General features: G+C 64.7%; 14 protein-coding genes. 11 read left to right on the top strand and 3 right to left on the bottom strand.

What is annotated here, in order from left to right:
- The first annotated feature begins 30 nt into the window (after window positions 1-30).
- The 9 genes from OEZ49_RS11120 to OEZ49_RS11160 all read left to right on the top strand — a co-directional run bounded on the left by OEZ49_RS11120 (window position 31) and on the right by OEZ49_RS11160 (window position 7613).
- Window positions 31-936: a 5-bromo-4-chloroindolyl phosphate hydrolysis family protein gene (locus tag OEZ49_RS11120; protein ID WP_263388369.1), complete on the top strand. Its 906-nt coding sequence runs from the start codon at window positions 31-33 to the stop codon at window positions 934-936.
- Window positions 937-963: 27 nt separating this feature from the next.
- On the top strand, window positions 964-2154 hold the full coding sequence (locus tag OEZ49_RS11125) for a toxic anion resistance protein (protein ID WP_263388370.1): 1191 nt from the start codon (window positions 964-966) through the stop codon (window positions 2152-2154).
- 73 nt (window positions 2155-2227) lie between these two features.
- Complete coding sequence (locus tag OEZ49_RS11130) at window positions 2228-3115, top strand: DUF2927 domain-containing protein (protein WP_263388479.1); 888 nt, start codon at window positions 2228-2230, stop codon at window positions 3113-3115.
- Entirely contained in the window at window positions 3112-3930 is an 819-nt protein-coding gene (locus OEZ49_RS11135) for a hypothetical protein (RefSeq protein ID WP_263388371.1), read from the top strand. Before OEZ49_RS11130 ends, OEZ49_RS11135 begins: the two co-directional genes overlap by 4 nt.
- Window positions 3931-3933: 3 nt before the next feature.
- Window positions 3934-5052 (top strand): SPFH domain-containing protein, encoded by a 1119-nt coding sequence (locus OEZ49_RS11140; protein WP_263388372.1) that lies wholly within the window; start codon window positions 3934-3936, stop codon window positions 5050-5052.
- Between the two features lie 68 nt (window positions 5053-5120).
- Window positions 5121-5609, top strand: a complete 489-nt coding sequence (locus OEZ49_RS11145) for a cytochrome b (protein ID WP_263388373.1) — start codon at window positions 5121-5123, stop codon at window positions 5607-5609.
- A gap of 3 nt (window positions 5610-5612) precedes the next feature.
- Window positions 5613-6740: a TFIIB-type zinc finger domain-containing protein gene (locus OEZ49_RS11150; protein ID WP_263388374.1), complete on the top strand. Its 1128-nt coding sequence runs from the start codon at window positions 5613-5615 to the stop codon at window positions 6738-6740.
- 67 nt (window positions 6741-6807) lie between these two features.
- On the top strand, window positions 6808-6963 hold the full coding sequence (locus OEZ49_RS11155; protein ID WP_263388375.1) for a hypothetical protein: 156 nt from the start codon (window positions 6808-6810) through the stop codon (window positions 6961-6963).
- A gap of 290 nt (window positions 6964-7253) precedes the next feature.
- On the top strand, window positions 7254-7613 hold the full coding sequence (locus OEZ49_RS11160; RefSeq protein ID WP_263388376.1) for a hypothetical protein: 360 nt from the start codon (window positions 7254-7256) through the stop codon (window positions 7611-7613).
- A gap of 49 nt (window positions 7614-7662) precedes the next feature.
- Here the strand turns inward: OEZ49_RS11160 and OEZ49_RS11165 are convergent, their stop codons facing one another.
- Complete coding sequence (locus OEZ49_RS11165; RefSeq protein ID WP_263388377.1) at window positions 7663-8568, bottom strand: LysR family transcriptional regulator; 906 nt, start codon at window positions 8566-8568, stop codon at window positions 7663-7665.
- Between the two features lie 106 nt (window positions 8569-8674).
- On the opposite strand from OEZ49_RS11165, the gene metF reads away from it, so the two are divergent.
- Both metF and OEZ49_RS11175 read left to right on the top strand, forming a co-directional pair.
- Window positions 8675-9541 carry a methylenetetrahydrofolate reductase [NAD(P)H] gene (gene metF / locus OEZ49_RS11170; protein WP_263388378.1) on the top strand — a complete coding sequence of 289 codons (867 nt, stop codon included), beginning with the start codon at window positions 8675-8677 and terminating at the stop codon, window positions 9539-9541.
- Window positions 9542-9602: 61 nt separating this feature from the next.
- A complete protein-coding gene (locus OEZ49_RS11175) occupies window positions 9603-10088 on the top strand; it encodes a PaaI family thioesterase (protein WP_263388379.1) in 486 nt (161 codons plus the stop codon).
- 210 nt (window positions 10089-10298) lie between these two features.
- Here the strand turns inward: OEZ49_RS11175 and OEZ49_RS11180 are convergent, their stop codons facing one another.
- Window positions 10299-11378: a DUF2235 domain-containing protein gene (locus OEZ49_RS11180; protein ID WP_397545660.1), complete on the bottom strand. Its 1080-nt coding sequence runs from the start codon at window positions 11376-11378 to the stop codon at window positions 10299-10301.
- Complete coding sequence (locus OEZ49_RS11185; protein WP_263388380.1) at window positions 11353-13644, bottom strand: xanthine dehydrogenase family protein molybdopterin-binding subunit; 2292 nt, start codon at window positions 13642-13644, stop codon at window positions 11353-11355. The genes OEZ49_RS11180 and OEZ49_RS11185 overlap by 26 nt, the downstream gene beginning before the upstream one ends.
- Window positions 13645-13797: the final 153 nt, after the last annotated feature.

The raw sequence follows: 13797 nt of genomic DNA on the forward strand, positions 1-13797 counted from the left end.
CCACCGGCTGGTGGGGGGGGCTCTGACCCGATGGCCCAGCGCTATGGCGGCAAATACAGCCCCGAGGCATCCAAGGCGGACCAGGCCGAAACGCCCAAACGCGGCCAGTTCGAAGGGGCCCGCGTGGACCCCGCAGGCGCGCGGGCGAACGCGATGTTCGTGCCCGCCATTCCGCTGGTCTTCACCTCGCTGAACGACGGCGCCATCGGGCTGACGCTTGGCCTGATCGCCGCCGGTCTCTGGACCGGCGCCGCCCTGCTCCTGCGCGAGGGGCTGAGGGCCGAGGCCGCCTATCACGCCCGCCGCGTGGCGCGCCGCCCCGCCTTCCCGCGCAAATTGGCGGCAACGCTGCTGACCGCGCTGGGAACCGGGGTTGCCGTCTACAAATCCGGCCTGATGGACGGCGACGCCTCGGTTCTGGCCGCCGGTCTCTTCGGCCTGGCCGCAGGTGCCCTGCATCTGGTGGCCTTTGGCCCCGACCCGATGCGCGACAAGGGGATGGAGGGGGTCGACACCTTCCAGCAGGACCGCGTCGCCCGCGTCGTGGGCGAGGCCGAGAGCCTGCTTGCCGACATGTCCGACGCCATCCGCCGCGCCGGCAACCGCCAGATCGAAGCCCGTGTCGAACGTTTCCAGACCACCGCGCGCGAGCTGTTCCGCACCGTCGAAGAGGACCCGCGCGACCTGACCGGCGCCCGCAAGTACCTGACCGTCTACCTTCAGGGGGCACGCGACGCGACCGTCAAGTTCGCCGATATCTATTCCCGCACCCGCGATCAGAAAAGCATGCTCGACTATCTCGCGCTGCTTGACGATCTGGAGCAGAACTTTGCTGCCCGCACCCGCAAGATGCTGCTGGACGACCGCAGCGACCTGACCATCGAAATCGACGTCCTGCGCGAAAGATTGCAGCGCGAAGGCGTCCGGCTGGATTGACCGGCCCCGAGAGCAAAGGAACCCAAGATGTCCGACAGCATCCAGAAGAAAGCCGCCCAAGCCGTCAGCCTGGTCGAGGAGGTCACTGCCGTCACCCTGCCCGAACCCACCCAGGAGGTGGTGCCTCTGGCCGAGGCCGACGCGCCCGTGGGCGCCGAGATCCGCAAGCGGATGAGCGAGATCGACATGGGTGACACCAATTCCATAGTCCGCTTCGGCTCGGGCGCGCAGGCCGAATTGCAGGAGATCAGCCAGGCCATGCTGGCCGATGTCCGCAACAAGGATGTGGGCCCCGCTGGCGACAGCCTGCGCAACATTGTCACCACCATTCGCGGCTTCTCGGTCAGCGAACTGGACGTGCGCCGCGAACGTAGCTGGTGGGAACGGCTGCTGGGCCGCGCCGCCCCCTTTGCCAAGTTCACCGCCCGGTACGAAGAGGTGCAGGGCCAGATCGACAAGATCACCGACAACCTCTTGCGGCATGAACACACGCTCTTGAAAGATATCAAGTCGCTCGACCTGCTCTATGAAAAGACGCTTCGCTTTTACGACGAACTGGCGCTTTACATCGCGGCGGGAGAGGAAAAGCTGGACGAGCTGGACAGCCACGACATCCCCGAACTGGCCGCCGCCGTTGACGCCGCGCCCGAGGGCGACCAGGTGATGAAGGCGCAGGAACTGCGCGACCTGCGCGCCGCCCGCGACGATCTGGAACGCCGGGTGCATGACCTGAAACTGACCCGCCAGGTGACGATGCAGTCGCTGCCCTCGATCCGGCTGGTGCAGGAAAACGACAAGTCGCTGGTGACCAAGATCAACTCGACCCTGGTCAACACCGTGCCGCTCTGGGAAACCCAGCTGGCGCAGGCTGTCACCATCCAGCGCAGCGCCGAGGCCGCCGCCGCCGTGCGCGACGCCAACGACCTCACGAACGAGCTTCTCACCTCGAATGCCGCCAACCTGCGCGAAAGCAACAAGCTGATCCGCAAGGAGATGGAGCGCGGCGTGTTCGACATCGATGCCGTGAAAAAGGCCAATGCCGACCTGATAGGCACCATTCAGGAAAGCCTTCAGATCGCCGACGAAGGCAAGGCCAAGCGCGCCGCGGCCGAGGAAGAGCTCAAGAAAATGGAGGCCGAGCTGCGCGACACGCTGGCCGCCGCCCGCGCCCGCGCCGATGGCACCGGCGACAATGCCGGCACCGCGGTTCCGGGCTGATCCCTTGCCACGATTCCCCCTGATACGCGCCCTGGGAGCGCTGCTTGCCCTTGTGGCTCTTGCCGCCTGCGACATGCCCCCGCGCACCTCGCCCGTGCCCCAGGCGCGGCCGGCGGGGCTGGCTCCCGTCGGGTCCGAGGTCGTGGCCGCCTCGGCCGCCAGCCAGGATCTTGCCCGCTATTACAGCGCGGTACAGAACGACCTGCTCACGCGGGGGCTCCTCCGCACCGATGGCGGCGGCCCCGATACGCCCTATGACGCCGAGGATCTGGAGCGGAATTTCGTTAATATCGCCTTTTTCAACGAGTATTCCGGCAATACCCCGGTGCCCACCGGCGGCCGCTCCAGCGGCCGGCTCAGCCGCTGGACCGCGCCCGTGCGCATAGGTGTCGAATTCGGCCCCACCGTGCCGCTCGACCGCCGCGACAAGGATCGCGCCAGTATTCAGTCCTACGCCACGCGGCTGGGTCGCCTGACCGGCCACCCGGTCTCGACCGCCGAGCGCAACGCCAACTTCCACGTCTTTGTCGCCGGGCTGGATGACGGCCCCTTTGTGCAGGACCGCCTGCGCCGCCTTGTGCCCGGCATCAGCGAGCAGCAGCTTGACCTCTTCGTCAACCTGCCGCGCGATTTCTACTGTTTCGTCTTTGCCGCCACCGCGCCCGATGCGCCCTATACCTATGTGCGCGCCGTGGCGCTGATCCGGGCCGAACACCCCGACCTGGTGCGGCTCAGCTGCGTCCACGAGGAAATCGCCCAAGGGTTGGGCCTGTCCAACGACAGCCCCGCCGCGCGGCCCTCGATCTTCAACGACGATGACGAATTCGCCCTGCTCACCAGCCAGGACGAGAAACTGCTTGCCATGCTCTATGACGATAGGCTCGTTCAGGGCATGAGCGCCGAAGAAGCCCGCCCGGTGATCCGCATCATCGCGACGGAAAAGTTGGGATTGTCGCTGTGATAGAAAACAGTGCCGATCAAGCAAAACCATACGTCAGGAAATCGCATTCCGCTCAAAAATCCTCGTTGCGGCACGGTGACTTATTGGCGCTCGGGGTAACAATCGGTGTATGCCTCGCAATAGTTTTCTTATTGTTGAACGATGTTTTGAATAGCGGCTTAGATAGAAATGAGTTCATAGCAATTACACCGGCGCTGCTTACGCTCTCCGTTGCCTTGGTCTCACTTGTCGTTTCATTCTACGCGCTCTCAGAGCAGAGATTGATGAGACAAGCTGGCACCGACCCGGTTGTGATTGCTCATTTGGGCCAACGCAAAGATCAACCGATGTTGATCAACTTGGAGATCAGCAACGTCGGAGCGGGTGCAGCTATCAACGTTACTATTAAGGCCATTCTTCCGCCCGAATGGCCATTTCTTGATCGGGTGCTACGAGACCCGCGCGACCTCACGCATCCAATCATGACAATACTACAGAACAGATCTGTTTCATTTGCTTTTGGGGTTGGACATCAACTGATCGGCGACAACCCTATTGAGCCGTTCAAAATACAACTGTCGTACGAAGACGTTGAAGGATCGAGTTACTTTTCTGAACACATTATCGATGTGAAGGAATTGACTTGGCAGGATGCTAACACGCCACCGATCACGAAGATTTCCAAGGAACTAGAGAAAATTCAGAAAGCGCTTTCCAAACTTACTCAGCATTCAGAACTACACGTGGTAGCTGAAACACAGGCTGAATTTGAAGCACGCAGAAAACGTGAAGACGAAGAAATGAGAACTCTCTTCAAGCGTAGCAAGGAGACCTGAACCATGGGTATTTTCGATTTTCTGTCCGGCCAATTCATCGACGTCATCCACTGGACCGATGACACCCGCGACACGATGGTCTGGCGGTTCGAGCGCGAGGGCCACGAGATCAAGTACGGGGCCAAGCTGACGGTGCGCGAGGGGCAGGCGGCGGTCTTCGTCCACGAGGGCCAGATCGCGGACGTGTTCACCCCCGGTCTCTACATGCTCGAGACCAACAACATGCCGATCATGACGACGTTGCAGCACTGGGACCACGGCTTCAAATCGCCGTTCAAGTCCGAGATCTACTTCGTCAACACCACCCGGTTCAACGACCTCAAATGGGGCACCAAGAACCCGATCATGCTGCGCGATCCGGAATTCGGGCCGACCCGCATCCGCGCCTTTGGCACCTATTCGATCCGGGTCACCGACCCCGCCCGCTTCATGACCGAAATCGTCGGCACCGATGGCGAATTCACCATGGACGAGATCAGCTTCCAGATCCGCAACATCATCGTGCAGGAGTTCTCGCGCGTGATCGCGGGTTCGGGCATTCCGGTGCTGGACATGGCCGCCAACACCCAGGACCTGGGCAAGCTCATCGCGGCGCAGGTGTCGAAACCGCTGGCCGATTACGGGCTGGAAATGCCCGAGTTCTATATCGAGAACATCAGCCTGCCGCCTGCGGTCGAGGCGGCGCTGGACAAGCGTACCTCGATGGGGCTGGCGGGCGATTTGGGCAAGTTCACCCAGTATTCGGCGGCCGAGGCGATGACCGCCGCCGCCGCCAACCCCGCCGGCGGCGGCATGGCCGCCGGTCTGGGCGCCGGGATGGGCATGGCCATGGCCCAGCAGATGGCCCAGCCCGGCCCCTGGGGCGCCGCCCCCGCCACCGCCGCGCCAGCCGCTCCGCCGCCGCCGCCCGTCGAACATGTCTGGCACATCGCGGTCGACGGGCAGACCTCGGGCCCGTTTTCCAAGGCCAAGATGGGCCGCATGGCGACCGAGGGCAGCCTGACCCGCGACACCTATGTCTGGACCGCCGGGCAGGACGGCTGGAAACGGGCCGAGGACGTGCGCGAACTGGCCCAGCTCTTCACCATCCTGCCGCCGCCCCCGCCGCCCCCCGGCATCTGACCCGCGCCGACGGAAACCGGGACCAGCGCCGTTACAGCCAGACGTAGCTTGTCCAAGGAGCCTCCGACATGTCCCCTCGCGCCGCCTATTCCCGCCTCCAGATCGCGCTGCACTGGCTCATCGCGGTCCTGATTGCCGCGACCTGGCTCACGCATGAGAACATGGGCCGGGCGCTGAAAGCCCGGATCGAGACCGGCGCCAGCGGGTTCGAAGGCAACACGCCGCATGTCTGGCTGGGCATCACGGTCTTTGTCCTCGTGCTGATCCGCATCGTGGTGCGCCGCGTAAAGGGCGCCCCTGGCCCGCTGCCCGGCGCCACCCCGCTGATGGAGAAAGCCGCCCTCTGGGGCCACCGGCTGCTTTATCTGCTGATGGTGCTCACCCCCGCCCTGGGCGCGGTGGCCTGGAACGCCCCGTCCCGAACCGTGGGCGAAATCCACGAAACGGTGGGAGGCGCGCTCATGCTGGTGGCGCTGGCGCATGCGCTGGTTGCGCTCTGGCATCAATATGTCAAAAAGGATGGCAGTTTGACCCGGATCACCCGACCACAGGGCTGAGGCATGACCGATATCCCCCCGCCCCCGCCCGGTGCCGCCCCGGCACCGGTGCAGGAGCACCGCTTTCCCTGCGCCCAATGCGGCGCTGACTACCGGTTCAATCCGGGCGCGGGCATGCTGGTCTGCGACCATTGCGGCCATAGCGAACCGATGCGCGCCGACCCGTGGAAGGGCGCCAGCCTGCGCGAGCTGGATTTCGACGCTGCCATGGCGCAGTCCCTGCCCGAGGCCGAGATCGAGGAAACCCGCGTCCTCACCTGCCCCAATTGCGCAGCCCAGGTCGAATTCGACCCCGACACCCACGCCGCCGAATGCCCGTTCTGCGCCACGCCCGTGGTGACCGACACCGGCATCCACCGCCATATCAAACCGCGCGGCGTGCTGCCCTTCGCGCTGGACGAGCGCAGCGCCCGCCAGGCGATGACCGACTGGCTGGGTCGGCTCTGGTTCGCGCCGAACGGATTGAAGGAATATGCCCGCAAGGGGCGCCGGATGCAGGGCATCTACGTGCCCTACTGGACCTTCGACGCCGATACCAAATCCAGCTACCGGGGCGAGCGCGGTACCGTCTATTACGAGACCCGCACCGTGGTGCGCGACGGCAAGACCGTGACCGAACAGGTGCCCAAGATCCGCTGGTCGCCAAAATCGGGCCGGGTTGCCCGATTCTTCGACGATGTGCTGGTGCTGGCCTCGCGCTCGCTGCCAAAATCCCATACCGACGCGCTGGAACCCTGGGACCTGGCCGCGCTCGAACCCTATCGGCCCGAATATCTGGCCGGGTTCCGGGCCGAGGGTTATACCGTCGAGCTGGCCGAGGCGCATGGAGAGGCGCGCGCCCATATGGCCCGCGTCATCGAACGCGACGTGCGTTTCGACATCGGCGGCGACCAGCAGCGCATCCATGCCATCGACACCACCGTGTCGGATGTGACATTCAAACACATTCTGCTGCCTGTCTGGCTCGCCGCCTACAAGTACCGTGGCACTACCTACCGGTTCGTGGTCAACGGCCGCACCGGACGGGTGCAGGGCGAACGCCCCTGGTCCGCGATCAAGATCACCATCGCCGTGGTGCTCGGCCTGCTGCTGGCGGCCGGTATCGGCTATCTGGCCGCAACCAACCAGTAGTTGAAACCGCGCGCAGGACGCTTACCTGATCCTCATGCGATATCCCGCGCGATCAAAGGACCCCGCCATGCGCCGCCTTGCCCGCTGCACCGCCACCCTCCTCGCCCTGACCCTGCTGGCCGGGTGCCTGCCAACGGGCGACGGCATTCCCGCCGGTGCCTCGCCCGACCGCTATGAACGCGCCAAGGCCAACCGCGACAGCTACATGTACCAGGGCATCTGACCCCGCTTCTTTCTGGTCCAAAACACTCCGGGGGAGGCGCGCAAAGCGCGACGGGGGCAGCGCCCCCTTTTTTCCCGTCCGGCAACACCACATGCAACCACCGTGGTCGAAACGACATCCAAAAATTGTCATTTTTGGTGATTCGCACCCATAGGTTGTGACTTCGGACACAGCCCGCTCTCTCCAAACGGCGCATTGTGAACAGGTCCGGCACCAAAGCCGGGCGTCTCGACACTCCGAGGCATCAAACAGCGCGGCCCCCCGCGCCCCCAGCATCCCAGGAGAAGAAAATGACCACATATCACGAATTCCCACAGGAAGAGATCGACCGTCTGGTTCAGACCGCTCAGAGCCACCACGACGCAATGGGCGTCCGGTCCATGGCCCCGGCTGACGCAATGCTGCACGCCTCGCCGCTGATCCTGGGCGAAACCTGCATCTCCGTCACCGTCGAGGACAACAAGGTCTGCGTCAAGATCCCCATCGTGAACCAGAAGGTCTGCTTCCCGATCCCGGTCTCGATCCCCAACGGCACCGCCGCCAAGGCCTGTATCAAGATCTGCACCACCTTCGGCATTCCGACCGGGGCCTGCGTGACGATCACGGCGCTTGGCATCCAGGTCATCCACCAATGTTTCGGCAAGTGCTGACACCAAGACCCCGAGACCCGGCCTCGCCGGGTCTCCCCCATGGCCCGCGCTACTGCGACTGCAACTTGCGCGCCTCGGTCCGGGCCAGCCCGACCAGTTCCCGCACGAACGGTTTTTCCAGGTCCTCGCGGCGCACCGCCGCATAAAGCCGCCGGGTGATTCCCGTCTCGGTCAAGGGCCGCGTCACATAATCGGAACTGTACTTCACCTCGCGCACCACCCAATCCGGCAGTACCGACACCCCCCGATTCGACGCCACCAACAGCAGGATCACCGCCGTCAGCTCGGCCTGACGCACCTGCGCCGGTTCCACCTTGGCCGGGATCAGAAGCTGGCTGAACACATCCAGCCGCGACCGTTCCACCGGATAGGTGATCAGCGTCTCGCCCCGGAAATCCTCGGCCTCGATCCACGGTTTCTCGGCCAATGGATGGGTCGAGGCCGCAACAAACACCGCGTTGTAATCGAAGAGTTCCACGAACTCGACGCCGGGGATGTCCTCGGGGTCCGAGGACACAACCAGATCCACCTCTTCCTTTTGCAGCGCGGGCAGCGCATCAAACGCCAGACCGGGCCGGATATCCACATCCACATCCGGCCAGCTTTTTCGAAACGCCTCCAGCACCGGGAACAGCCATTCGAAACAGGCATGACATTCGATGGCGATATGCATCCGCCCCGACTTCCCGTCGCGCAGCGAGGTGAACTCGGCCTGCATCGCCTCCACCTGCGGCAGGATCTGCTCGGCCAGCCTGAGCAGGCGCATTCCCGCCGCCGACAGTTTCATCGGCTTCGACCGCCGCACGAACAGCTCGACCCCGGCCTGATCCTCCAACCCCTTGATCTGATGGCTCAGGGCCGACTGGGTGATGTTCAGCTGATCGGCGGCGCGGGCCAGACCGCCGCAATCATGGATCGCCTTTATGGTCCGCAAATGCCGGAATTCGATATGCATCTTACAGTATCGCTCATGTTGTTCTTGAGTATTATGAAGTTGTTTCACAATGCTGCGGGTGCGACAAGAGGCGAAACACCGCCCCTTGCGCAGGATGACCGCACAAATGACCGCCCCCCAGATCTCCTTCGAATTCTTCCCGCCGAAAAACCTCGAAGCCTCGTTCCGGCTCTGGGATACGGTGCAGGTACTGGCGCCGCTGGCCCCCCGTTTCGTCTCGGTGACCTATGGCGCCGGCGGCACCACCCGCGAGCTGACCCGCGACGCGGTGGCCACGCTGCACAAATCCTCGGGCCTCAACGTGGCGGCCCACCTGACCTGCGTGCAGGCCAGCCGCGAGGAAACCCTCGCCATCGCCGACAGTTTTGCCTTGGCCGGTGTCACCGACATCGTCGCCCTGCGCGGCGACCCGCCCCAGGGCGCAGGCCACTTCACGCCGCATCCCGGCGGTTTTGCCAATTCGGTGGAGTTGATCCAGGCCCTGGCCGAAACCGGCAAATTCGCCATCAGGGTCGGCGCCTACCCGGACATCCACCCCGAAGCCGCCAGCGCCCAGGCCGACATTGACTGGTTAAAGGCCAAGCTGGACGCAGGGGCGGATGAGGCGCTGACCCAGTTCTTTTTCGAGGCGGAAACCTTCTTCCGTTTCCGCGACGCCTGCGCCAAGGCCGGCATCGACAAGCAGATCACCCCGGGCATCCTGCCGATCGAGAACTGGAAAGGCGCGCGCAACTTCGCCCGCCGCTGCGGCACCCATATTCCGGCCTGGGTCGAGGACGCCTTTGACAAGGCCACCCGCGACGGGCGCGAGGATCTGCTGGCCACCGCCATCTGCACCGAGCTCTGCTCGGAGTTGATCGACGGCGGCGTCGACAAGCTGCATTTCTACACGCTGAACCGCCCCGAACTGACCCGCGATGTCTGCCACGCGCTTGGCGTCACCCCCAGGGTGGCCCTCCAGAACGTTGCGTAACGGTTGAGCATCCCGCGGCCCCTGCTAGCGTTCCTTCGACCCTGAACCGGAGGAACGCGCCATGACTTTCGCCAAAGGCCCCGAAGAGCTGCTGGGACCGGCCGACATGGCCAATATCTCGGGGCTCGACTTCATGCAGGGCATCCTGGACGGACGCCTGCCCGCGCCCCCTATCTCTCGTACCATGGGTTATCACCTGCACGCGGTCGCCGAAGGCCGCGTCGCCTTTCGCGGCACACCGACCTTTGATGTCTGTAATCCACTTGGCGCCGTGCATGGCGGCTGGTACGGTACCCTTCTCGACAGCGCTATGGCCTGCGCGGTGCAGACGATGGTGCCCCAGGGCGCGGCCTATACGACGCTGGAATACAAGATCAACATCATCCGCTCGATCCCGACCGGAACCGAGGTCGAATGCGTAGGCATCGCCGATCACGTCGGTCGCTCCACCGGCGTCGCCCATGGCGAGATCAGGGGCGTCGCGGATGGCCGCCTTTATGCAACCGGCTCCACCACTTGCATCGTGCTGAACATCCCGCGCGGCTAAGCCCCCGAAGTATGTCAGACCAGAAAGAAGCAACACGCGTCCGGGCTTCTTTCTGGTGAAAAATACTCCCGCCGGAGGCTCCCTCCCTCGCCACTGGGCAAACGCTGAAAAACTGGCAATCCGCCCGCCACACGCGCCCACCCGAGGCGACGGAACGGCGCCGAGACATCGTCTTGCGCCGGCAGGCGCGCAATCTGGAAACAGCCCTACTCAGCCGAAACTGCTTGTCGGCGTATCGAGCGCGGGCAGACCGGCCGGCAAAGCTTCGGCGCTCACGCTCTCATGCAGGCGCTCGCTGCGGTCGCGGCCGACGCGGCGGGCCGAACGGAACAGGAATATCTTGCCCCAGCCGCGCCAGGTGCCAACCGAAGGTGCTACCGCGCTGGTTGGAAACCGCGCGCGCCAATCCGGCGGCAGCGGCAACTGATGACGTTCCGAGCGTTCCAGCATCCAGACCAGCGACAGGTTAGACAACGGCCGTGCCGCCTCGAACCCGCCCAGCTGACCGCCCACGTCACCGTGACATCCGGGAAACCAGACCTGTTCCACATGGCCATCATAATCCGGGTCATAATCCCACAGGATCGGCTCGAACACCTGCCGGGTCTCGTGCAGGGCCAGCGCGTGATAACCATGCCGGATGCTGCGGCCCAGCCGGTGGCTGTGAAACGCGTGCCGCTCCTCGGTCAGCCGCCACAGAAGCGGCAGCCGCAACCCCAGCGCCTTGACCGTATCCCAAACCCCCACCATCTCGATCGGCAGGTCCGAATGGCAGTAAAGCCGCCGGAAATCTGCCGCATGGGCGCCGTTCGGGTTGCATTCGTAATGGCGGTAAGCCTGCCGGATATTGCGCTCGGTCGCATGTTCCGCCCGCAGCAGCCCAACCAGGTCGATCACCCCCGCCAGGCTCCGCACCGCGAATGCGCCGCGTGAATAGCCGAACAGGAACACCCGGTCGCCGGGCCGATAGCGCGAGGCGAGATAGCCATAGGCGCGCCGGATCTGCCGGTTCAGCCCGCGCCCGACCATCACGTCGGTCGTGTTCTTCCAACTGGTCCACTGCACCCCCGCCTCGTAATAGACCGAGGCGCGCGGTCCCATCTCGCAGATCAGGCGGAACAGGCGCCCGGCATGGGTCTCGTTCCCCGGCTCCAGCGTCGACATGGTACCGTCCAGGATGATCACATGGGTCTGCGGCCCCCGTTCAAGGGTCTCGCCCGAATGCTCCGAGCTGAGCGGCCGGCCCAGCCAGCCAAGCAGACGTCTATTCAGCCATGACAGGTTCAGCATTCAGCAGTTCCCACAATCTCAGGGGCGTGAAAGGCATGTCCGCCTGCCGCACCCCCCGGTCCCAGAGCGCGTCCTGCACCGCGTTGGCGATCGCGGCCAGCGACCCCACGGTGCCCGCCTCGCCGCAGCCCTTCATCCCCATCGGGTTGGCTGTCGACGGCACCGGCACCGAGGTAAATCCAATCATGGGAACGTCGCCTGCGCGCGGCAAGGCATAGTCCATGAACGTTGCCGTGAGCAGCTGCCCCTCACTGTCATGCACCACATGCTCCATCAGCGCCTGGCCCAGCCCCTGCGCCACCCCGCCATGCACCTGCCCCTCGGCCAGCAAGGGGTTGATAAGATTTCCGAAATCGTCCCACACCCGGTACCGGTCCAGATGCACGGCGCCGGTTTCCGGGTCGATCACGATCTCGGCAACATGGGCGCCGTTGGGATAGGACCGCGCCGGCAGCGTCGCGCGCGCCTCATGGGTCAAGAGCTCGACACGCCCGTCGACCCGGGCCATCTCGGCTGCCTCCAGCAGGGTCGGCGTCAGGTTCGACCCCGGCGCGCGAAAGGTCTCGTTATCGAATGTCACGTCGCTCTCCTCGACCCCCATCTTGCCCGCCAGATAGGGCATGAATGCGGCGACCATGCGGTCAACCGTGGCCAGCGTCGCATGGGTCTGCACCGTGACCGAACGCGACCCGCCAGTGCCGCCACCCTGCGCGATCCGGTCGCTGTCGCCTTGAACGACCCGGATCCGATCCACCGGAATGCCGGTCTGGTCCGACAGGAACTGGGCATAAACCGTCTCATGCCCTTGTCCGTTCGACTGCGTGCCAACCAGCAGGTCCACGGTGCCATCCTCGTTGAACACGACTCGGGCCCCTTCCGAAGGATCGCCCAGAATGCTTTCGATATAGTAACACAGGCCCTGCCCCCGCAGCAGGCCGCGCGCGGCGTCCGACGCGCGCCGCGCCTCGAACCCGGCGGTACCCGCCTCGGCCAGCGACAGCAGCCGGTCGAACGCGCCCACGTCATAGGTCTCGCCCGTGGGCGTCTTGTAGGGAAACGCCTCGGGCCGGATGAAATTGCGCCTCCTCAACTCGGCCCCCGACACGCCCAGTTCGCGCGCCGCCCGATCCATCGCGCGCTCCAGCACATAGATGGCCTCGGGCCGACCCGCGCCGCGATAGGCATCGACCTGGGTCGTGTTGGTGTAATAGCCCTCGACCTGCAACCAGACCGAGGGGATGTCATAGACGCCGGTCAGCACGCGCGAGAACAACTGCGTCTGGATCGCCTGCCCGAAATGGCTGTTATAGGCGCCCAGATTGCAGCGGGTCCGCACCCGGTAGGCGGTGATCTTCAGATCGGCGTCAAAGGCCAGCTCCGCCACCGAGCTCAGATCGCGGCCGTGGTTGTCGGTCAGCATGGCCTCGGTCCGTTCCGACATCCAGCGCACCGGGCGGCCCAGCACCCGCGCCGCATGCGCGACCGAGAAATACTCGGGGTAAGGAAACGCCTTCATGCCAAAGCCGCCGCCCACATCCGGCGTGGTCACCCGAAGATCCTCGGGCGCAAGGCCCAGTTTCTCGGACAGTTGCGCCTTCAGCGCCCAGACCCCCTGCCCGCCATAGGAAAAATGCAGCCGCCCCTCGACCATCTCGGCAAAGCAGCCGCGCGGCTCCATCGAATTGGCGATGATCCGGTTGTCATCGATCCGCAGCGACACCACATGCGCCGCCGCGGCAAAGGCGGCTTCGGTCGCCGCCTCGTCGCCCATCCCCCAGTCAAAGGCCCGGTTTTCGGGCGCCTCGGGGTGCAGCTCCGGCCCGCCCGGACCCACATCGGTTTTCACCGGCAAGTCGCGGATATCCATGCCCATCATCTCGATCGCGTCGCGCGCCTGATCCGCGGTTTCGGCGATCACCGCCACCACGGGCTCGCCCACGAACCGGACCCGGTCGCGCGCCAGCATCGGTCGCTCGGGCGATGCCCCCTTGCTGCCGTCGCGGTTAGGCATCGCGGCCCCGGTCATGCCCACGGTGATCCCGGCGGCCTCCAGATCGGCCAGCGTCAGCACCAGATGCACGCCCGGCGCCGTGCGCGCCGCGTCGATATCCAGATCCAGGATCTCGCCATGCGCCACGGGCGAGCGAAAGAACATCGCCACCAGCGCCCTGTCGGGCGCGACATCCTCCATGTAGCGGCCCTGTCCGGTCAGGAACCGGCTGTCCTCGACCCGGGTCACCGCCTGACTTTTTCCAAACTTTTCCATGGGTCTCTCCTGCGCGGGGGGCTTGCCTTCCGACACTAGCCCCGCCCAGGCCATTGTCCAGTGACCGCCCGCCGTTCCCCGGCGTTTCCGGGCCAATCCGAAAACAGAGTGTTGCAGGTGTTGATCATGGAAAAATGCGCGCATTAAGTGTAT

The organism is Ruegeria marisflavi (genome assembly GCF_025673445.1).
Classification (GTDB): Bacteria; Pseudomonadota; Alphaproteobacteria; order Rhodobacterales; family Rhodobacteraceae; genus Ruegeria_B; species Ruegeria_B marisflavi.

What these genes read in the sequence shown, in the direction of transcription:
- OEZ49_RS11175 (WP_263388379.1), top strand. Translation starts at nt 9,603, where the DNA reads ATGACTTTCGCCAAAGGCCCCGAAGAGCTGCTGGGACCGGCCGACATG.
- OEZ49_RS11145 (WP_263388373.1), top strand. Translation starts at nt 5,121, where the DNA reads ATGTCCCCTCGCGCCGCCTATTCCCGCCTCCAGATCGCGCTGCACTGG.
- OEZ49_RS11160 (WP_263388376.1), top strand. Translation starts at nt 7,254, where the DNA reads ATGACCACATATCACGAATTCCCACAGGAAGAGATCGACCGTCTGGTT.
- OEZ49_RS11185 (WP_263388380.1), bottom strand. Translation starts at nt 13,644, where the DNA reads ATGGAAAAGTTTGGAAAAAGTCAGGCGGTGACCCGGGTCGAGGACAGC.
- OEZ49_RS11180 (WP_397545660.1), bottom strand. Translation starts at nt 11,378, where the DNA reads ATGCTGAACCTGTCATGGCTGAATAGACGTCTGCTTGGCTGGCTGGGC.
- OEZ49_RS11165 (WP_263388377.1), bottom strand. Translation starts at nt 8,568, where the DNA reads ATGCATATCGAATTCCGGCATTTGCGGACCATAAAGGCGATCCATGAT.
- OEZ49_RS11130 (WP_263388479.1), top strand. Translation starts at nt 2,228, where the DNA reads ATGCCCCCGCGCACCTCGCCCGTGCCCCAGGCGCGGCCGGCGGGGCTG.
- OEZ49_RS11150 (WP_263388374.1), top strand. Translation starts at nt 5,613, where the DNA reads ATGACCGATATCCCCCCGCCCCCGCCCGGTGCCGCCCCGGCACCGGTG.
- OEZ49_RS11120 (WP_263388369.1), top strand. Translation starts at nt 31, where the DNA reads ATGGCCCAGCGCTATGGCGGCAAATACAGCCCCGAGGCATCCAAGGCG.
- metF (WP_263388378.1), top strand. Translation starts at nt 8,675, where the DNA reads ATGACCGCCCCCCAGATCTCCTTCGAATTCTTCCCGCCGAAAAACCTC.
- OEZ49_RS11140 (WP_263388372.1), top strand. Translation starts at nt 3,934, where the DNA reads ATGGGTATTTTCGATTTTCTGTCCGGCCAATTCATCGACGTCATCCAC.
- OEZ49_RS11155 (WP_263388375.1), top strand. Translation starts at nt 6,808, where the DNA reads ATGCGCCGCCTTGCCCGCTGCACCGCCACCCTCCTCGCCCTGACCCTG.
- OEZ49_RS11125 (WP_263388370.1), top strand. Translation starts at nt 964, where the DNA reads ATGTCCGACAGCATCCAGAAGAAAGCCGCCCAAGCCGTCAGCCTGGTC.